The 21,778-nt window shown below is 54.4% G+C and carries 9 protein-coding genes; 4 read left to right on the top strand and 5 right to left on the bottom strand.

What is annotated here, in order from left to right; all coding sequences use genetic code 11:
- Positions 1-58 precede the first annotated feature (58 nt).
- Positions 59-1,354 carry a hypothetical protein gene (locus OHL19_RS16565; RefSeq protein ID WP_263358854.1) on the bottom strand — a complete coding sequence of 432 codons (1,296 nt, stop codon included), beginning with the start codon at positions 1,352-1,354 and terminating at the stop codon, positions 59-61.
- 440 nt (positions 1,355-1,794) lie between these two features.
- On the opposite strand from OHL19_RS16565, the gene OHL19_RS16570 reads away from it, so the two are divergent.
- Both OHL19_RS16570 and OHL19_RS16575 read left to right on the top strand, forming a co-directional pair.
- Entirely contained in the window at positions 1,795-5,229 is a 3,435-nt protein-coding gene (locus tag OHL19_RS16570; RefSeq protein WP_263358855.1) for a TonB-dependent receptor, read from the top strand.
- A 78-nt stretch (positions 5,230-5,307) separates the two neighbouring features.
- Entirely contained in the window at positions 5,308-6,675 is a 1,368-nt protein-coding gene (locus OHL19_RS16575) for an alkaline phosphatase family protein (protein ID WP_263358856.1), read from the top strand.
- 208 nt (positions 6,676-6,883) lie between these two features.
- On the opposite strand, the gene OHL19_RS16580 is transcribed toward OHL19_RS16575, so the two are convergent.
- A complete protein-coding gene (locus tag OHL19_RS16580; protein ID WP_396126795.1) occupies positions 6,884-9,079 on the bottom strand; it encodes an alpha-galactosidase in 2,196 nt (731 codons plus the stop codon).
- A gap of 258 nt (positions 9,080-9,337) precedes the next feature.
- Here OHL19_RS16580 and OHL19_RS16585 point away from each other — a divergent pair, with 258 nt between their 5' ends.
- Entirely contained in the window at positions 9,338-10,435 is a 1,098-nt protein-coding gene (locus OHL19_RS16585; protein ID WP_263358859.1) for a LacI family DNA-binding transcriptional regulator, read from the top strand.
- Between the two features lie 26 nt (positions 10,436-10,461).
- Here OHL19_RS16585 and OHL19_RS16590 read toward each other — a convergent pair whose 3' ends face one another.
- From OHL19_RS16590 to OHL19_RS16600, 3 genes are read right to left on the bottom strand one after another with little or no spacing between them, the layout of a single operon-like run.
- Positions 10,462-12,471, bottom strand: coding sequence for a glycoside hydrolase family 97 protein (locus tag OHL19_RS16590; protein WP_263358860.1), 2,010 nt, complete (start codon positions 12,469-12,471; stop codon positions 10,462-10,464).
- 22 nt (positions 12,472-12,493) lie between these two features.
- A complete protein-coding gene (locus OHL19_RS16595) occupies positions 12,494-13,918 on the bottom strand; it encodes a sugar porter family MFS transporter (protein WP_263358862.1) in 1,425 nt (474 codons plus the stop codon).
- 2 nt (positions 13,919-13,920) lie between these two features.
- Positions 13,921-17,322, bottom strand: a complete 3,402-nt coding sequence (locus tag OHL19_RS16600; protein WP_263358863.1) for a DUF5107 domain-containing protein — start codon at positions 17,320-17,322, stop codon at positions 13,921-13,923.
- A 770-nt stretch (positions 17,323-18,092) separates the two neighbouring features.
- Here OHL19_RS16600 and OHL19_RS16605 point away from each other — a divergent pair.
- Positions 18,093-21,668: a TonB-dependent receptor gene (locus OHL19_RS16605; protein ID WP_263358864.1), complete on the top strand. Its 3,576-nt coding sequence runs from the start codon at positions 18,093-18,095 to the stop codon at positions 21,666-21,668.
- Positions 21,669-21,778 lie beyond the last annotated feature (110 nt).

The raw sequence follows: 21,778 nt of genomic DNA on the forward strand, positions 1-21,778 counted from the left end.
ACGGAGCAGAAACGGCGACCTACGCCTGTTGCTCTGAACACAAGGCTGTGAACAGGCCTTACTTGTGCAGATTCGCGCTGGCACTCATCACACGCTTCGCGACGATCGAGGTGTAAGTGGCGTTCCCTTGCAGGCTCTTGGTCGCCAGTAGCAGCTCAAAGGGCGGAATTGTTCCATCGGGCCTGGCAATAGACTGAAGCCATCCAGAGAACTGTGAGCTATCAAGGATGAACTGACCTGCGGCCTGCGTCGAAGAGATCCACATACCCGAAAGAATCAGCACCAGACCTCGGCCTTCGGGATTAGGCAGGTAGGCGATATCCGCGTAGACATTGCCTTCGCCGAAATCGCCAGACTCGTTCTTGTATGCATAGATCTTAGGTTCTCCGTCCCGAGGATGGCGGTTAAGAAACTGAAAGCCGCGCATTCCATCGGGGACCAGAACAAAATTCAGCGGCGGCTCAACAAGAGAGATCCACGGGTTTGTCTGGCGCGAGCCGATGAGGATGAGATTGGAAGCTGCCGCATCGGCAGGCTTGAGATCCTGGGCAAAAACATTACTGACATGTGCAGGGGTCCACTCCGGCAAATGGGTCAGATTCTGAGTAAGCTCCTCGTCTACAAAGCTCGTATAACGGCGGCTGGCGATGTCGATTGCTATGGCCGGAGGAATCTCAGAATTGAGTCCCTTGAAGTACTCTGGGGTCCGATATGCTCCATCAATATAGTCTTCGAGCGAGACTTCATGGTTTGTTACAGTCTCGAAGAGCGTCAGGCTGGAGTCCCCTGAGACGATGATCGTCTTGCCAGTAGTGGGAAGGAGCGTCTGCCAGAAGCGGCGTTCGATGGGGGTCTGATGTACGCCCGCACGCCCGTCAGCCATCTCAGCATCTTTGCTCAGATGCCGTCGCACGAGAAACAGCAAAACCACAATCACCAATGTCAGCAGAACAGAGAAGGCAACGATGAGGCTTTTCGATCCGAAAATTCTCTTGAACGCCGAGGTCGGCTTCTCGACCTCAACGCTCTGAGAAGCCCCTGTGTCGACAGCTATTGATTGCTCTGCAGGTGCCTGATCGACATCGAGTGGGAGCATCTCCGGCACGGAACTCTCCGCCTTGTAAAAGCGCGGCACATAGCCGCCTCGCGGAATATCGATGCGAAGGGATTCATTGCTGCCTTCGGCGCGAAAGTATTGCTCCAGTTTTTGCCGCAGACGAGTGGCATGGGAGCGCACGATGCTGTCTGCCGCCGAGTCGTAGTCAGGGGAGCGGCCGAACACGACTACGCCAATGTGTTGTTCGTTGATCTCTTCAAGCCGCTCCAGAATCGCCATGCGAGAGACATACGACAAGAGTTTCGGTAACTGCTCTGAACGTATGAATGCCGGCGATTTGTTAATACGAACTACCAGGTCCCAACGAGGATCTTGAAGTTCTTCTGCTTGAAGGTCAGAATCTGCCGTGCCTGAGGAAACCACAGTCCTATTGATAGTTGATCCATGTAAAAGCAGAATGAACAACCACATCTGCAACCGTTGCAAGCTCGCATGTAATAACCATGTAAATAACTGAAAATAAAAGGTTTGATCCTTGTAACGTAGTTTAACGGTGAAACAGCGAGGCGCGCTTTTCAACCCCCTCTTAGAGTCACGTTAGTTGCTTCGACGAAGTTGCAGCGAGCACGGCAGCGGGCATTAAGCGGGTGCGTTCCTGGGGTAGGTCATTCCCTGGAGCATTCTGCCGACGGCCCCGACAACAATTAATTTGCTCTCATTTGCACGGAGGAGGCGTTATGTTATCCAAAAGGATTTGGGTATTCTGCTTAGTTTTATTGCTCCTGATAGTTCATGCTGGTTTTGCTCAAACCACAGGTGGAAGCCTGGTGGGAGCCGTGCATGACTCATCTGGAGCAGTCATCAGTAACGCTACAGTCACCGCTGTCGAGACCGCGACCAACGCCCTCACGCGGGCAACGACCAACACAAAAGGCGAATATGAGCTGCTCGATCTGAAGCCGGGCATGTATACGCTTCACATCGAAGCGGCTGGCTTTCGAAGCTATGACCAAAGCGGCATTCACCTGGAATTGAATCAGCACGGCTCGCAGGATGTGATCCTGCCAGTGGGGTCGGTGCAGCAGAATGTCGAAGTGCAAGCTGACGTGTCGGGGCTGGATACCGTCTCGGCGGCAATGACCAGTGAGGTCGACGGCACAGATATTGCCAACCTGCCTCTGAATACCCGCGAATCCTATTCGCTGTTGGAACTCATTCCCGGCTACTCGGGTTCAATCGGCAACGACTATAACGCGGTGTCCTATTCCATTGACGGCGGCGACAACGAGTATGGCGACATCCTGGTGGACGGCACGCCGGCGGGCTTCCCGACAGTCAATGGCTTTCAGGGCGTTGGCATATTTCCTTCGGTCGATGCCATCGGCGAGTTCCGTATGATGGGGCAAAACTACCAGGCCGAATATGGACGCACCCTCGATGGCGTCCTGAACGTGGTCTACAAGAACGGCACCAACCAGTTTCACGGCAGCGCATTTGAGTTCATCCGCAACAACGCATTCGATGCGAACGACTTTTTCTCCAACCTCAACAATTCTCCGCTTCCGGCCTTCCATCGCAATCAGTACGGAGGAACTCTGGGCGGCCCCATCTATAAAGACAAGACCTTCTTCTTTGTCTCAACCGAACTGCTCTTTCAGAACGCCTTCCAGTCGATCACCGCGACGGTGCCGACCGATCTGCAGCGCCAGGGGGACTTTTCGCAGACCTTCGGCTCGAACAATCAGCTCATCCAGATGTACAACCCCTTCTCAACCCGCAAAGACCCTACTACAGGGAACTATGTTCGTGATCCCTTCGTCGGCAACAAAATCACTCAGGATCAGCTAGCGCCGTACGGGGCGCATATCAGTCAGGTCGCTCTGAGTGCCCTCAAATACTATCCCGAGCCGAACGTCGTCGGGGATCCTGTCACGAATGCTAACAACTACTTCGCCAGCGGTAGCGCCGTGCAGGAAACCCTCGCCTGGGATGTGCGCGTTGACCATACACTCACTCCGCGGCAGAAGATCTTCGCCCGCTATTCCAATCGCTATTTTGGCAACAACCCCAATCCACTCTATCCGCAGCAGGATGCGATTGCGGAAGGTCTGATCGACGCCCAGGATTTTTCACGCGGCGTAACACTGGGCTACACTGCTACCCCGACCTTGAAGTCGATCTTCGATTTCCGTCTTGGCTTCGCGCGGACGCTCTATGAGTACTTCAACACGAGCCTTGGTTTTCAGGCCTCATCGCTGGGCCTGCCCGGAAACATCAACACCTTCGGCGGCGTAGACATCTTCCCGTACTTCAATCCAAGCGGCTATCAATCCTTAGGTAATGAAGGCAATCGTCACAATGCCTTCATGACTTACAGCATGCTCTCCTCTTACACATGGGTACACGGCGAGCACACCTTCAAGTTCGGCTTCGATGGCCGGATCATCCGCGTCAACGACAACGAGAGCAACGACAGCTCAGGCGCTTTCAACTTCAGCACAGGCTTCACGCAGGGCCCGAACCCGAACGCCGCCAGCGCCAACAGCGGCAACGGAGTTGCCTCCATGCTGCTCGGTACCGGCACCGGCGATATGATTCAGGCCTTCAAGGACGTAGCGACTCAGAGCTTCTACTATGCAGGCTATGCGCAGGACGACTGGCGTATCGCCCCGAAGGTCACGTTGAATCTGGGCTTGCGCTACGATATCGATCTACCGCGCACAGAGCGCTTCAACCGAATGAACTACTTTAACCCCAATGTTGCTTCGCCTTTAGCGAGTGCGCTGCCGGGATTGACCGGTGGTCTGGTCTTTGTCGGAGTCAATGGGAACAGCCGTTATCAATACAACATTGATGCCAATAACTTCGCGCCGCGCTTTGGCGTTTCCTGGGCAGTAAGTCCGTCGACCGTCGTGCACGCTGGCGCGGCCCTCGTCTATGGCGCTTCTAACCAGGCGGCTGCCGGCACGGTTGGCCCGTACGGCTTCCGCGTGCAGAACACCTGGGTTGGCTCACTCGATGGCATCACGCCCTTCAACACGCTCGACAACCCCTTTCCGCAGGGATTCCAGCCCCCTCCAGGTGCAGCCGATGGCCTTTCTACAGGTGCGGGTGGTGCAATTGAAGGTGTCTACAAGAACTCGCCGACGCCGTACATGATTCAGTGGGGTCTCGATGTTCAGCAGACCCTGCCGGGCAAGATCACCTTAGACGTAGCCTATGTCGCGAATCGTGGCCGTCAGTTGCTGCAAAGCTACGAAGGCGGCATGGACTTCGATCAGCTTCCAACCGCAGATCTTGCTCTTGGCTCTTCATTGAACGACACCGTAGCCAATCCGTTCTTTGGCCAGATCACGACGAATACGCTATCCGCTCAGACAACCTCGCGCGGACAGCTTCTCAAACTCTACCCGCAGTACACCAGCATGGAGCCTCTGCGTTTCTCAGGTGGTAACTCGCAGTATGATGCCCTGCAACTGTCCTTCGCGAAGCGCCTTTCTCATGGACTGCAAGTGCAGATGTCCTATGTCTGGTCGAAGAACTACGACAACAACAGCGACCACCAGGACAGCTTCAATCCTATGGCCGACTACGCGATCAGCTATCAGGACATTCGCCAGCGCTTCGTCGGAAGCTACATCTACCAGTTGCCGTTTGGCCGCGGTCAGATCTTCGGCAGCAACATTCCCCGCTGGGAGGATGCTGTGCTCGGCGGCTGGCAGGTGAACGGCATCACAACGCTCCAGGGTGGAAACCCACTGCAGATCAATGCAAGCAACGATCTTTCAAACTTCAACTTTCAGAACCTTTACGCCAATACGAACTTCCAGAATGCATCGCTCTCTGGCTCCATCAAGAACCGCCTGAATCACTTCTTCAACACGGCAGACTTCAGTCAGCCGGCGCCTTTCATGCTTGGCAACGGCCCGGCTTATTACGACAAGCTCCGCTCGCCAGGGCTTGCCAACACGGACTTTTCTATCTTCAAGGAATTCCATCCTGTTGAGAAGGTGAAGGCAGAGTTCCGCGCAGAAGCCTTCAACGTCTTCAATCATGAGAATTTCGGCGGCCCCGATACCGGCGTGACAGACAACACCTTCGGTGTCATCAACTCATCGCAGTCTGGAACCAACCCACGTCAGTTGCAGTTCGCTCTCAAACTCCTGTTCTAATTACCAGGCAGGGTGGCTTATACGCCATCCTGCCTGCCTCTTCTCTGCATCCACGTTCCCAATCGAAAGGTCTTTCGTTTGATTCGTATTTCCATTCGCCTGCTGAAATCCGTTCTCGCCTTCAATGCTCTTCTCTCGTGTCTCACTGCCGTTGCCGCGTCTCCCGCAGAGAATCAAAAGCCGATCGTCATCGTCATCAGCCTGGATGGACTGCCTGCACGCGCGCTGCAGGATCCGCGATTGCCCATGCCGACTCTACGCTCTCTGGCCTCTTCCGGCGCTGCGGCAGAAGCCATGCAGCCCATCAACCCCACCGTGACCTGGCCCAATCACACCACGCTCATCTCAGGCGTCGATGCGAGCCACCACTATGTCATGGCAAATGGTCTCATCACCTTCCCTCAGGACGGTAGCGCTCCGGACGTGAAACCCTGGGTCGATAAAGCAGAGTTGGTTCACGCGCGCACGCTGTACGAGGCCGCCAACGAGCAAGGTCTGACAACGGCTCAGGTGGATTGGGTCGCTATCTATGGCGCAAAGGGCGTCGATTGGGAGTTCCGCGAAAAGCCCGATCCCGATGGAGAGATTGCCCGCGAGCTGGTTGCCAACGGCACCGCAACTCGGGAGCAGATTGCGGCATTTACCAACGACAGCAGTCCGGCCTGGCGGGATCAGATCTGGACCGACGCAGCCATTGATATTCTTCGCAACCACCGCCCGAACCTGCTGCTGCTCCATCTGCTTGAGACCGACACGATTCAGCATGGAAGCGCCCCATTTAGCAATCCCGCATACGCCGCTTATGCCTATGCCGATTATTGTGTGAAGCGTGTTGTCGACACCGCACGAGAGCTCGGCATTCTCGATCGCACCACTTTTTTTGTAGTCTCGGATCACGGTTTTACTTCGTATACCCACGTCATCCAACCGAACGTAGCTCTATTGCAGCAGGGCCTTCTGAAAAAGCAGGACGGTCGTGTTGTTGGGAACGTGTGGGTCAACTCTGAGGGAGGTGCGGCAGAGCTTTACATTCGGGATGAGAAGGCGCGCGCGAAACTCATTCCGCAATTGAAGGCTTACTTTTCCGGCATACCCGGTATTGCGCATGTCTATACGAATGCTGAGGCTCAAGCGATCGGACTTCCCGCTGAAGCAAATACCGATCAGGCTCCTCAGCTTTATCTCACTGCCGCGCCTGATTACGCTTTCGGCGACGATACAAATGGCCCTCTCGCGCGAGTCTTGCACGAGCCTCGCGGTGCGCATGGTTATATGAACACCATGCCCGATATGCAGGCCCTGTTTGTAGCCTCAGGAGCAGCGATTCGTCGCGGCATACATCTCGGCGCAATATCGAACCTGCAGGTTGCGCCGACAATCGCAGCGATCCTCGGTGTACAGCTACCCGCAGCAGAGCAGCCGGCGCTCAAAGAAATAATCCGCTGACAAGCCGATAAGAGAAGTATGGATTGTGTATAGCTTGGTCTGTGTGCAACCGGGCTGTATACGACAGGGGCCGATCGCTGATGATCGGCCCCTGTCGCTTTAAGTCAGTTTGTCTACTAGCCGGTAGTTCCCAATTCGCCATAGCAGGTTTTGAGAATTACATATCGATAAACCATTCTCCCGGATTTACCGCAGCATGTTCTACCTCTCACTGATTCCCGTTTATGCGCTCCAATCGAAAGGTCATAGCGCGGAAATCCCCCTGTAAATCCACATCGATGCCTCGGTCCATCCAGTAGGCGCCGCTTGCATGCTCAGGAGTATCCGACGCAAGTCTGCCATCAAGGACGTTGATTCGGTACTGCGTATCAGGATCGAGACCTCGCAAATGGAGCCGAGGATAGGGGTAAAGCTCATTGCTCGAATGAAGGAACGCGAAGACAACGGCTTCGTGGCCGTCGCGCGCGACTGATTCGGTTACCGATTGCTCGCTGCCGTGTTCAGGTGCAATCAGTCGATAGAGCTCGCCCCTCTGCACCGTCTCCCGGATCGTTTTGTATTGCGCAATCATCTTACGGGCTGTGGCAAAGTCTTCGGGTGCCCACTTATTGAGATTGGCTCCAATACCGAGAGATCCCTGCATCGAAGAAAGGAACCGATACTCCAGCGAAAGAGCGCGTTGATTGGCCCAGCTTGGGGAATCGGTCACCCAGGCCATCATCACTCCAGGCGAATAGGCATAGGTAAATCCATTCTGGATCAGCAGCCGGTCATAGGCGTCGGTATTGTCGGAAGGCCATACCTCATCGGTGAGGCGCATGATCCCCAGGTCGACCCGGCTGCCGCCTCCCGAACAACTCTCGATTTCGACGCTGGGATGTTTTGCCCGCAATTCAGAGAGGATGCTGTAGAGATTTCGAGTGAAGTCGACATACACATCTTTCTGCTCATCGAGCGGAACGGCAGGCCAACCCGGTTCGGACCAGTTGCGGTTGTAATCCCATTTGAGAAATGCGATCTGATTGTCGGTGAGGAGTTTATCGAGGAAGCCGAAGACATAGGCACGCACATCCGGTCGCGCAAGATTGAGCACCAGTTGATTACGGCCTTCAGTATGGGGACGCCCGGGGAAATTCAGAATCCAGTCGGGATGCTTGCGATATAGATCGCTGTCAGGGTTTACCATCTCTGGCTCTACCCACAGCCCAAAGTCCATATTGAGCGAATGAACCTTATCGATGAGTGGCTTTAGCCCATTCGGAAACTTCTGTGGATTGACATACCAATCGCCTAACCCAGCCCGATCGTCCTTCCGTTGGCCGAACCAGCCGTCATCCATCACGAAACGTTCGACACCTATACTCGCAGCCTTCTCGGCCAACGCCATTTGCCCGGCTTCATTCACATCGAAACCTGTAGCCTCCCATGAGTTGTAGAGCACAGGACGCAGCTTTGGCTTCGGTGCTCCAGGAAGAATGCTGTCGATCTCGTATCGGTGAAGGAGTCGAGATGCGCCCCCGATGCCTTCGTCTGAGTACCCGGCATAAAATTCAGGAGTTTGAAACTTGCCGCCCTTCGCAACGCGATAGGCGAAATCGAAGCTGTTCGGTCCGCCATTGACTCGAACCTGTTGCAGCATGTCCTGCTCAATCGAGATTTGCCACGAGCCGCTCCAGCCCAGGGCGCCGAACCATACGCCGCCTCGTTCCGAATCGTTATCGCCTTCGTGGTCAATTGCGAACCAAGGATTATTTTGTGCGCCGGTCGTCCCGCGACGGCTTTCAAGGATTGTCTTTCCCGGATGAATTGGCTGCTGCTGGATGGTCCACTCTCCAGCCCAGCGCCCGGTAAGATAACGCAGGCGGTAGTCCGTGCCACGCGGAAGATTCCATGTCGCAGCCGAGACCTGTTCAATCGTGATCGGGCCATCGGTGCGATTTTCTACTTCAGCGGAACGACGCAGAATGCCTATTTCGCCATCCGCACGATAGTTGAGGGTAACGTAAACCTCGCGCGAAATGTCCTTCATCAACAGGCTGAGCTGATCGCCGTCAATCTTGTAGCTCACATACTTGAGCACCAGATCGCGATTGCCATCAGGGAAGGTCACCTTCAGGCTCGGCTCCACATACAACATTCCGCCCCAGCCGGTGTACTCCTCTGGAGTTGTAGTGATAGGAGGGTCGAAGGATGCCGCGCCGGGCATCGACTTCGCTGTGGCGAACTCGTCCGAGTTCGGCAGCCTATGGCCCCAATAGAGATTCTGAACCTGGTCGGCTTCGTTGACGCCCATGATGTAGCTGGTGCGGGCTGTGTCTATTCGGAAGACGCGCGTTGTTGCGTTGTAGCGTATGTTTGCCTTCGATGCCTGAGCAGACGCTCTGCTTGTAGCAGCGAAAAGCATGCATAACAGGACAAGACAGCTAAAGAAACGGGAGTGTCGTCCGAAGAGGAAAGTGCGATTCGCAGAAGAATTCATGGCGTGTCCTGAATCAGAATTTCGGGCTGTAATCTGAGAGTTTGAAATGTGAGTGTGAGGGCGAGAGGCTGTTAGTCCATACGCCGGCAGATGCAACAAGATTCGTTTCTGGCAAAGAAAGATTGACGCTCCGGGCACGTTACCGGTAGGCTCGGGTACGAATTGAGAAAATCAAGATCAGACATGGCCAATCCTGAAAAAACTGCTGGCGTCAAAGACATCGCTAAAGCATTGAACATCTCGCTTGGCACGGTGGACCGTGCGTTGCACGATCGTCCGGGAGTAAGTCCAAAGACGAGAGATCTTGTTCTCAAGACGGCCGAACAGCTCGGCTACACTCCAAATCTCGCCGCCCAGGCTCTCAAACTCAACCGCCGCTTGTCGGTGGCTGCGGTTCTGCCCAGGCACATATCCCACTTCTTCGACCCTTTGCGAGAAGGAATTCGCGCTGCGGCAGCCTCGGCTGTTGGATTGAATCTTAGCCTTGAGTTTTTCGAGTACCCGCGACTTGGCAGTGGTGATATCGAGGCGTTTCGCCGCGCTGTGCTGAAGCAGTACGACGGGATCATCTTTCTTCCTGGAGACGCGCGCAAGTACGAGCCATTGGTCAAGAGAGCTGCTCAGGACGGCGTGGCAACCATGTGCGTCGGAAGCGACGCGCCGAATATCGACCGGATTGGTTCCGTGTCGGTACATGCGTCCGTCAGCGGCGCCATTGCCGCAGAGTTGCTCTCTCAGAATCTGACGTCCAAAGCGGAGGTCGTTATATTTACCGGCGAGCTTTCCACTCTGGACCACGTGGAGAAGCTGCGAGGCTTTGCAGCGGCTCTGGCTGTGATTGCTCCTCACCTGACCCTGCGCCCGGCGCTCGAAAGCCATGAACGGCCACGAGAGGCATATCGTCAGGCGCTGGAAGTGATGCAGGCGAAAACGCGTCCCAGCGGCATCTACATCAGCACAGCGAACAGCATGCCAGTCCTGAAAGCTCTGGAGGAGTTGGGCCTGCTTGGAAAAATCAAGGTGGTTACCACTGACCTCTTTCGAGAGCTCATTCCTTTGATAGAAGCGGGCAAAGTTCTGGCGACTTTGTATCAGCGCCCGTTCACGCAGGGAAAAGTTGCACTCGAAAATCTGCTCATCTATCTTCTGCGCGATCATAAGCCGCAGCCGATCCTGCAGCTTGCTCCCCACGTGATCTTTCGGAGCAATCTCTGTCTGTTTGAAAACCTGGTCGGAACATCCACGGGTGAAGATATCGAAGCCGAGCTTCGCGGCAACTAGGCTGCACCCGGAGATGTGAACAGATCTCATCGTCCCTTCCCTGGAACGATGCGAATTGCAAACCCGCCTCCCGGCGCCAGGTGAAGGTGGAGGTTCTGATTTTTCGCAACCGTTCGCGTCAGGATAGCTACCTGCTTGGCATCTGTGGCAGCGTCTTTTCCATCTTCATAAATTTGTGCGGTGTAGATTCCGTCACCGAGAAAGCTCAGTGGCAATGCGATATCTCGCGGAGTCCAGTTGGTGATGCTTCCGACATACCATTCCTGTCCATGCCTGCGAGCGACCGTGGCGTATTCCCCTGGCTCACCGTTTAGAACTCGAGTCTCATCCCAGGAAACGGGTACATCTTTGATGAACTGAAAGGCCGCCTGGCCTGCATAAGCCTCGGGGCTATCGGATACCATCTGGAGTGGGGTTTGGAAGACGACGTAGAGCGCCAACTGCTGGGCTCTGGTGCCCATAGCCATCGGACTTGAGTCGCGCGGGCTGTATCCATCCTCAGTCGCGTTGTCGAATGCTCCAGGCGTGTAATCCATTGGGCCTGCAAGCGATCGGGTGAAAGCGAAAACCGTGCGATCGACAGGGCTGTCACGACGACCAACCTTGTTGTTTTCGAGGCCGAGAACGCCTTCATAGCTGAGCACGTTCGGCCATGTGCGTTCGATACCCCACGGAGTTCGCGTTCCATGAAAATCAACAAGCAAATGATCCCGGGCGGCTTCCTGCGCAACGTCGTAGTAGAACTGCACGCCCTGTTGATCGTCCCGATTGATGAAGTCGATCTTGATGCCCGCGACTCCCCATTTTTCGTAGAGAGGAAAAGCCTCGTGCATCTGTTTCATCACCGAGCCGGAATAGAGCCATATCCAGATCTTCACGCCCTTGGTTGCGGCGTATCGCACCAGTTCAGGAACGTCTACTTTGCCGTTGAGCTGGGTGATGTCACTCTTGGACCAACCCGCGTCCAGCACCATGTAAGTAAAGCCCGATTGAGCAGAGAAGTCCACATACCGTTTCATGTTCTCGGTAGTAAAGGCAGGAGTTCCGTGGGCATCGACATCGTTGACCCACCAGTTCCACGAGGCCTTTCCCGGATGAATCCAGCTCGTGTCTTCAATGCGGCTCGGAGGATTGAGAGCATAGACTGTCGTGGATTCCAGCAATCGACCAGGATTGTCAGCAACCAGAAGAACGCGCCAGGGCGAGTGCCACGGAGCGACGCTTTCGACCGCCAATTCCGAATTATCGAAACGAGGAGATAGCTTCGACACAAACCAGTGACCCGCCCAGTTTCCCGAAGGATTAGTGACATACATCGAGCTATTGCCTTCGATGTCAGCCTCCATCAGTGCCATCCATGCAGTGCCCGGAGCATGCATGAGAAGGGGCAGTCCTATCAGAAAGTTGCTTGAAACTCCACCCTGATTGCTGAACGCGGTAGTCGGCAGTTTGACATACTCGCTCTCGTAACTGCTGCGATAATTCGGCAGCTCAAGCGCCCAGTCCGTAGCATCCGTTGTCAGCCGGAATTCTGTCTTCTCGCCACGTAAACGAATCTTCTGAATCGCATCCTGCCGGGGAATGAAGTAACGAAACGCAAGGCCATCGTTATAGGCCCTTGCTTCAACTGCAAAATGACGATTGGGCGCTGAGCCTTCTTCCAACTGCAAGATCAGACTGCGATAGGCCTCATGAACTGAACTCGTTTTGGCATTTGCGAGCCTGAAGTCATCTACCCCATCGCTACTCTGGCTCGTGGCAATGTGAACGTGCTCCCCCAATGACTCAGCCCCCTCAAGATCCAGCGAAAGGCCAGAATCATCGAGGACTTGCTTACCCAGAAATTTCACCGAGTAAACCAATTGCCCGTTGTCCGCTGCGGAATTCCGATCAGCATTCTTATCAGCATGAATGCCGAAGATGGCCGAGAGCCGGCCGTCTGGCGAGGTGAGTGTTGTGACGGGAACCTGTGCCTGGGCAACACTCCCGGCTCCTGAGATAAGGCAAACGACGGCAACTTTGTAAAATCCACGCACAGCTTAAACCTCGCTTTGAAAATCAGAAATGGACTGTAATCGCATCCTCAATTTGCTCCAGGGTTTTACCCTTGGTCTCGGGTACACCTTTCGCAACAAACAAGACGCCGGACAGACAGATTGCCCCATAGAGCAGGAATGTTCCTGCCGTTCCCAGATGGGTGTTGAGAGAGGGAAACGAATAGGTTAGAAAAAATGATGCGACCCAAAGAGCGCTCACAGCCGCCGATACGCCCTGGGAACGAATCTGCTGAGGGAAGATCTCTGCAATCAGAACCCAGGTGACAGGCGCGAGCGTCAGGGCATAGCAGGCAATCGCGCAGAGGGTCAGGATAAGCACCGCTGCCGCGGGCCATTGTTCATGATACGCAAGGGCACACAGCACATGGGATATTCCGATGCCCGCAGCTCCGTAGATCATCAGGCGCCGACGTCCGATGCGGTCTACAAGAGTCATCGACACTATGGTGAAAACCAGGTTGATCGTTCCTGTGATGACGATGTTGAGAAAGATATCGTTGGCCCGGTATCCGGCGCTGCGATAAACCTCGGCTGCGTAGTTGAAGAGGATGTTGATTCCCGTCCATTGCTGCAGGACAGCCAGCGCCATTCCTATGAAGACAACGCGAAGAATCTCAGGACGCAGAAATATCTTCCAGCCTATGGATGTTGCTGCCTGGCGAGCAAAAGAACGCTGTATGCTCGCTAATTCTGCGGACGCGTGAGACTCTCCGCCGATGTTTTTCAGAATTGAACGAGCCTCTGTTTCGCGTCCCCGGTCTAACAACCAGCGTGGACTTTCCGGAAGGAAGAACGAGGCCAGAGTGAAGACGATGGCAGGTATAGCCACAGCGTAAAACATCCATCGCCAGCCCTCCTGCACATTCCAGGATTGAAAAAGCACATCCGTTGGCACGCCGGAGATAACAGGTCGCGCGATAGTCCAGTTCACTATCTGCGCAAGAAGAATGCCAACGACGATCGCAAACTGATTCAGGCTTACGAGCCGTCCGCGAATGCTGGCGGGACTGATTTCGGCAATGTAGAGGGGCGATACATTCGAGCTCAATCCAATGGCCACGCCGCCGATAATGCGCCACACAATGAAGTTAGAAAATGTGTGCGCATGCCCGGTGAAGATCGAGGATATAGCAAACAGAATCGCAGAGGAGAAGAGAATCCGGCTTCGGCCTGCGCTATTCGCCAACGGCCCTGCGGCAAGGGAACCGATGAGGCAGCCCACCAACGCGCAACTGTTCGCCCAGCCGACCAGCGTACTGGAAGAGAGATGAAAGTAGATTTCGTAAAATTGCCTTGCCCCACCAATGACAACCCAGTCATATCCGAACAGCAGTCCACCAAGAGCCGCCACCATCGCGATTCCCCATACATAGGAGGAATTCTTGACGCTGGTAGCAGCTATTCTCGATGTTGAATTTTCCTGCATGCTTACCCTTCCAGTGAGCGTTGCAGGTCAAGAGCCCCTGTGTGGTTGTGGTCATGAACAAGAACTTCTTCAAGCAACGCGCGTCCCTCATCAACACAATCAAGGCCAAGGAGCGCCTGGGCTTTCAGAAACAGCACAGTAATGTTCTGACGCTCATCGAGATCCTCTTCAAAGAGAAGCATGGCTGGCAGCGAGGTCGCAAAGTAGTCGATCTTCGGAGCTCGTGATGCCAGAGAGACCGCGTAATCATAGATCTTCTGGAACAGCGCCCGGGATTCGTCTCTCTGCCCAAGAGCACCGAGCGCGAGAGCGCTCCAATAGGTCATCTCAGAAATTGGCTGGATCTGCATCTGCTGGAAGTCTGCCTGACTACGCGCCGCTCGTTCAAAATGAGCCTTGGAGCGCTCCTTGATGCCATTCTCCTGATACGCGATACCCAGCCAGTAATCCATGGCGGAACGATTCATCAAAAGGTGGCGAGCTTCACTGATGCTTTGCGGAGGATTAGAGGCACGCTCAAAGAACCGCAGCGCCTCACTCGGATTTGCCTGCTTAAGTGCCTGCTGCCCGAGTAACAGATTGGCGCGGACGAACTGCGCCAGAACCTGACCTTCTCCACCCTCCCACGGTTGGAAATGTCGGCCGAGAACTATGTCAAGCGCCAATGCAGGGCTGCCTAAACAGTTATAGAGCGATGCAAGCTCTATCGACAGATCATCACGCGTCTCAACGATCTGCTGATGGGATTCGAGAATCGCAAGACGCCGTTGCAGCGTTTCTCCAGTGCGCTTGAGAAGCTGGTCCTGTTCGTACAGAATTCGCGCATCATTTGGGTCGGCGACACGAGCTCGCTCAAAGGCGCTGCGTGCCTTCTCTGCATCCTGCAACTCGTTGTAATAACCGAAACCTAGATTTCTCCAAACGGTAGGCAACGTGGGATCGTGCTCGGCGGCACGCTCCCAGAGGTCAATAGCTTCGCGGTGACGACGGCGGTCATAAAGAAAATTTCCGAGATAGAACGGTGCACGCGCATCCTGTGGGTGGTTACGCACAACTTCTTCGAGAAGAAGCATCTCTTCGATGCGGCTCGGAAACACGTAATCGCTTTTAGCTGCCGCTGCCTCCTGATAAGCGAGCAAACTTGCCGCGTGTTGACCAAGCTTGAACAAGATGTGGCCCTTCGCGTAAAGCAACATGGCCGCGCTCCCATCGTTCCGGTCTGCCGGCACTTTCGAGACGACTTGAGAGGCTTCCTGATACAGTCCGGCTCGAACCAGATCGAATACAAGATCAAGACGCTGCTGCCCGTTTGCAGGAAGCTCCTGTTCCGCGAGGAAGCGACTGAAAACATCAAGAGTATCCAGCTCCGAGGTCTCCTCAAGCAAAACATCAGCGTCCATCTCGCGGTCTAGCCTGCGCAAAATTATTACCTTCAGATTGCGCGCATTCAGATTGTCTACGTCTACACGAAGAGCGCGGCCAATATGGTCGAGCGCCTTCTGCCAGTCTTTGTTGATGCAATCGATCTCCGCCAATCGGTGATACGCTGGCCCGCGCCATGCTGCATTCCATGTCGATTTGTAGAAGGCTGCATACGCATCGTTGGCTCTGCCGAGATAGAGCATCGTTAGACCGAGGTTGTAATGCGGTTCACCGTCGTATGGATTCGGATTGCGCTCAGTGAGACGGCCAATAGCTGTACGGAGGTGTTGTTCTGCAAGGCCAAGCTCGCCTCGACGCAGATGCCAGCGGCCAAGGGCATGATTCGCCCTGCTGTCCTTTGAGTCGCGACGAATCGCTTTTCTCCAATAGACATCGGGGTTACGGGTAGGATGGCGATACTGCTCAAGATGCAACCCGATCAGGAAGAGCTCGTCCGATGTCTCTACCTCTTGCGGAAGAGGCGGCTCTGTCGCGACCTCCGGCTTTTCTGCTGCGCTGATTTCTGCCGGAGCATATCTCAGCAGGGTTGTTCCAGCCTGCTCCACAAGGATCTCGATCTCTCCTGCAGAAGGGATAGAGCATGCGTGATGAAGAGGTTTCTCGGGAAGTAAATCACCATGCCATTGATGCATTTCCTCGCCATCGACGCGCAGACGGACGGTGCTTTGGAGATATTCGCTCGTCACCAGGAGATGGATTATTGCCTCATCCGTCTTTCGTTCAAGGCGAATGGCCGCCTCAAGATTAGCGAGATCGGGAACACCAATCTCACGGATCGGATACCAGAACTGGCTGAACGTCTTGGTTTCCCCTGGCGCCAGGAATGAGAAGTCCGGTTGATTATCTGTGTATACGCCTGCCATCAGTTCGATATAAGGCCCATCGGAATCCGTGAGGCTCCGGTCCCACGCGTATCCGAACTCATGATTGCCCCAGGTCCACTGCTTCTTACCCGGTGAAATATGATGATTCGCAAAGTGGACAAGACCCGCATTGCGTTTGTGATCATATCCGCCGGCGAAATCCCCGCGAGAACCCGCAATCATATAGCTGGTTGGAACAGGAATGTTGGCGTACCAGCTTAAGTCGTTTGGAGCATAGGAGCCATCGGGAAGAAAGTCGGATGGCTTCTCCTCGTCGGGCACTCCATGAAGAGCGCGCTCCCCATAATCAACGCCGTAATACTTTCCGTGGCTGAGAGGGAATTCAGTTACAGCTCGCTTGGCATGATCTGCGACGTAGTGAACATCTTTCGGGAAAAACGATTGGTATTCCTCATGAACGCGCGTCGCAACATTGGCCCACCAAAGAAATGTCTGTGTATCTGTGGTGCGGTTATACAGCCTCACACGTAGTTCAAGATAAGCCTTGTCCGGCCTCAGGCACAGACCATGCATGCCCTTGAGGTGTGACATCGGATCGTGGTCACTGCACCATACCGTGACGCTTCCGTCATTGCCCCGCTCAATCTCCACTTCGACCGGCATGAACGTCGCGGGTCGATGATGCTGAGGCCAATTGAATTCAACGCCTCCCGAGATCCATGGACCGGCCAGGCCGACCAGTGCAGGTTTTATCACGTTCTGTCGGTAGAAGAAGTCGTACTGATTCAACTTGTCGAGGCCCACATGAATTCGGCCGCCTATCTCAGGAAGAACCATGAAGCGGACAAATTCGTTTTCGAGATGAACCGCTTTCCACGACACATCTTTTGGTTCGGTATCGATTCTGTCGATTACGGGCAGAGGATAAACACGCCCACTGCTCCCCTGGTAAACACGTTTTTCGAGGAACAGCGGATTGCGATCGGGTTCGGCAGGACGATAGGTTCGGAGCACCACTGGCTCCTCCCAAACCTTTACAGGTCCAATCTCGTTCTCCGGTGCTTTGGGCAGTTCAAGCACCGCTCCTGCCTGTTTAGCAGACTCCGTTATCTCGGGCGTCATTTCGCTCTGTGGCATTAAGGACACTTTCTTTCGACGGTTCGTCTGTGGCCGGCTGATACCGTCCGCGCACCACAGAAATTGTAGGAAACATTTGTGCTGTGCACGTTACCGCTAACAGTATGAGCCGTGCTATCCGCCTGTCAAGCACCGTCTGGTTCTGCTGCGAAAAATCTTGAATTCTTCCAAATATGGGCATAATTCCAGCCTTCAACTCAAGGTTGGGTAAAATCTAAAGATGAAGTGCTACGTTCAATGCCCGCTAGGGATGAAGTTAAATCGCTCAATTTATGGGCTCTATAGCTGGTTTTTCTCACTACTCCTGCATGCATTCAACAGTTACCCGACGGCTGAAAAGCAGTATTCAGCGTTCGATACCGGCGCTAGGCTTACCGGTGCTATCCATCCATTGCGCTGCGCAGAAGCCAATTTTTCTGTACGTAAGATTAACTTGTTTATAAAAATTCCCTTGACAACGGTAACGTGCACGGAATAATTTGATCGGCGACACTCGGAAACGATTTCGAGCGGGTAATTAAGCCGGTTTGATAACTTCCAACGTTGGGTTTCGCTGAGATGGTTCGCCCTGGGAAGTCGGAGACGGCGCAAAAAATTAGAGAGCTGGAACTGGCGCCGAGCCCTGACAGGCTCCTTACCACTCCCTGATTGGGATTACTGTTTGTCGCTTGGAACCTGGCTTCCACGCAGGCGCGGATCTATGCCCTGCGGCTGGTCACATGTTTCCGGCAGCTTCGAGGAATGGCCATGTATGCAAGGAGTTTAAAAAGATGAGAGTTTTCAAGTCGATAGCTGGTTGCCTCTTTGGGATGGTTTTCGTTTTAGGGGTGGCGCAGGCTCAGCAGTTCACTGGTCGGGTAACCGATGCGTCGGGCGCAGTCGTGTCCAAGGCTCAGATCACAATCACGAACGTCGATACCAATGTCGCAGAGACTTCTGTGACGACCGGAACCGGAGATTACACGGTCCCGTATCTCAAGCCGGGACACTACAGCATCACCATCATGGCACCTGGTTTCGACACTCAGACCAAGACCGATCTAACCCTCCAGGTCAGCCAGACCCTGACAGTCAACTTCACATTGAAAGTCGGTACTGTCTCCGAAACGATTCAGGTCAACGAAGCGCAGTTGGACCGAGGGAAAGCCGACGTCGGAGAGGTAGTCGAGAACGAGCGCGTAAATGAACTGCCCCTCAATGGTGGCGACATGGGACAGTTGGCTCAGTTGAGCGCCGGAACCTATTACTCCGGAAGTGTTCTGTACATGCGGCCCTTTGATAACAGCGTTGCAGCCCTTTCCATCAACGGAGGCGGAGCTGCAAACAATCAACTGCTTCTGGATGGAGTCTCCAATGAAGCCGCACACGGCGATGCTTATAACGGCACCAACTCCCAGATGGGATACATCGCTCCAGTGCAGTCGGTTCAGGAGTTCAAAGTAGTCACGAACCCATACGACGCTCAGTACGGCAGAGCGCAGGGCGGCGCGATCGACATGACGCTGAAGTCCGGCACCAACGCACTTCATGGAAGCGTGTATGAGTTTGCGCGGCGCGGCTGGCTCGACTCAAACCTGTGGGTCAATGACTATAACAATCTTCCCAAACAGAATCACAAGCGCGATCAGTATGGATTCGAACTCGACGGACCTGTTGTGTTGCCCAAGGTTTATAACGGGCAAAACAAGACCTTCTTTCTTGCACAGTTTGAGAATTGGAGCGAGATCATACCCAGCGTCGCGCTGGATAGTGTCCCCGAGCAACAATGGCTGACCGGAGATTTCAGCGATCTCAGCTACTATGACGCCTCGTTGGGCAGGCGACAGCCCATCACGCTCTACGATCCGCTGACGCTGCATAACAATGGAACTGGAGCGCTGGTAAGAGATCCCTTTCCTGGGAACATCATTCCTCAAAACCGCCTGAGTCCATTCGCGGCCAAGTTGTATTCCTATTACCCGAAGCCGAACGCAACACCGGGCGCAACGCAAAACTCCTACACCGACAATTACGTTGGCAACAGCGCCGTCACGGATACGTATCGAAACGCACTCTTCAAGATCGACCAGACATTCTCCAGCAAAGACCGCGGCAGCCTGCGCTGGGGTTACTGGGAGCGCGATGAATATCAAGACCAGAACGGTATACCCGGGGTCGGCGCTAATGGCGAATTTCCTCACGGAGAACGCGTCAATACCTTTGTCCCCGATTGGATTCACACCTTCACGCCCAATCTGATTGTGGATTTCAAAGCTTCGGTGATCGTACGTGGCAACATCCTGAACTCAGGGCCTCTGAACTACGACCTGACGCAGCTGGGATTGCCAACTTCGTTCATCTCTTCGCTTGGTGTCTTTGGAAATTTTCTCCCATCCACGAACTCGGGCGAGTTTACTCAGATTGGCAACTCGGGCGGTCAATTCACGGTGGGCAACTCGTTGGCCATGTTGCCGACCCTCACGTGGGTGAAAGGCAAACATACAGTCCACGCCGGATTTGATTGGCGTCTCCTGCAATCCTCCTGGAGGACTATAACCGGTGGCACCAGCCTCAGCGTCGATCGCACCTGGACGCAGGCAAACTATCAGTCCGGAGACGCAGCAAGCGGCAATAGTATCGCTTCTCTTCTACTCGGAACAGCTTCGTCGGGATATGTGAGCATCAACCCGCTTGCTTTCTACTCCCAGCACTACTACGCACCATTTGTGCAGGACGATTGGAAGATCCTTCCTAACCTGACCTTGAACCTCGGGTTCCGTTACGACATCAACGGCGACGTAGTCGAACGGCACAACCGGATGGACTACATTTTCAACACGACTGTAACGAACCCGGTTCAATCTCAGGTGCCTGCATCCCCGTACCTGACCGGTCCTCTGATGGGCGGCCAGGAGTTCGTAGGTGTCAATGGCAATCCGCGCCCGTTCAACCAGCTTGATAAGGGCGATTGGCAGCCTCGTGCGGGTTTCTCGTGGTCTGTCCACCCGAAGACAGTGGTTCATGGCGGCTTCGGCGTGATGTTTCAAAATCCCAATCCCGGCCCAAGCCAATATGGATTTTCCTCGACCACGCAATACAACCCATCGAATGACGGTATGAAAACGCCTACACAAAATCTCGGCGTCGGTGGCACTGGTCCGAATCCCTTTCCCACGGTCATTCAACCAACGGGCTCCTCGCTCGGTTTGCTGACGGGTCTGGGACAAGGGCTCTTTTATCTGAATCCGACTTTCAAAGTTCCGAGAACCTTTACCTACTCAGCCGGAGTTCAGCAGCAGTTCGCTGCGGATGACATCGTCGAGATCAATTACGTCGGCACACGTACCAACCGCCTGGGGACGAGCGACAACATCAACCATCCAGCAGAATCAGCCTATGCGCAGTGCAATCTGGAGCTAGGCGGCAATCCAGCCGTCTGCAATAGCGACACGGGCTCTTACCTCACCAATCCGTTTCAAGGGGTCGCTCCTTTTCAGGGCTCGAACTACTATTCGCAACCGACAATCCAGGCTCTGAACTTCACCCGGCCATTCCAGGCCTTTGGCGATATCACCGAATACGACATCAACGGCGGCAAGACCTGGTATAACGCGCTGCAGGTGACGGGTTCGCATCGTGTGAGCAAATCTCTGACCGTGCACGGCACCTGGACTTGGTCAAAGACCATGGACGCAGGCGGCTTCACCGATACGATTTACCGAATCAAGTCGCGACATCTGGACTCGTCGGACTTTGCCCATCGCATCACTTTCTCAGGCTTCTGGATGATCCCAGTCGGCCGAGGCCGCACCTTCCTGGGCCACGCAAACCGGCTGGTGGATGCAGCTTTGGGCGGCTGGGAAACGTCAACCATCATCAGTTGGCAGACGGGTATGCCGTGGCAGTTGAACGGATCGACTTACATGTATGGCTCGGCCCATATTCAGCCGCAATACAGCTCCAATCTGATTCGCGGCGTTAACAACGCATGCGTCGGTCAATGGCAACAGAATTCCACCACCGGCCAATGGCGGCTCGCTTCCGTTGGTTCGAGCAATAGCTGTGGAGGCAACTACAACTTCGTCGTTGCCCCGCAGTACGGAGATGCTCCTAACATCAACTACACGGGAATTCGCAATCCGCGTACCAGTGATATGGATGCAAGCCTTGCGAAGACCTTCGGTATTGTGGATCGCCTGCATGCCCAGTTCCGTGTCGATGCATTCAACCTTCCGAACCATCCCGACTGGGCGACTGGCTATGACTACACGCCCACCGACGCTAACTTCGGAACCATCATCAAGTCCTCGGCTGGACAATCGAATCAGCCGCGCAACGTGCAGCTAACATTCAAAGTGATCTGGTAATAGGCGACGCTACGTCCAATGTTGCTTCGGTTCACTTCTTATTCTTGATGGATACGTATAGCGGCGATAAGCCGCTATACGTGTCTCTAACAACGCTGATGAAAAGGGTA

The sequence above is a fragment of the Acidicapsa ligni genome (assembly GCF_025685655.1).
Taxonomy (GTDB): Bacteria; Acidobacteriota; Terriglobia; order Terriglobales; family Acidobacteriaceae; genus Acidicapsa; species Acidicapsa ligni.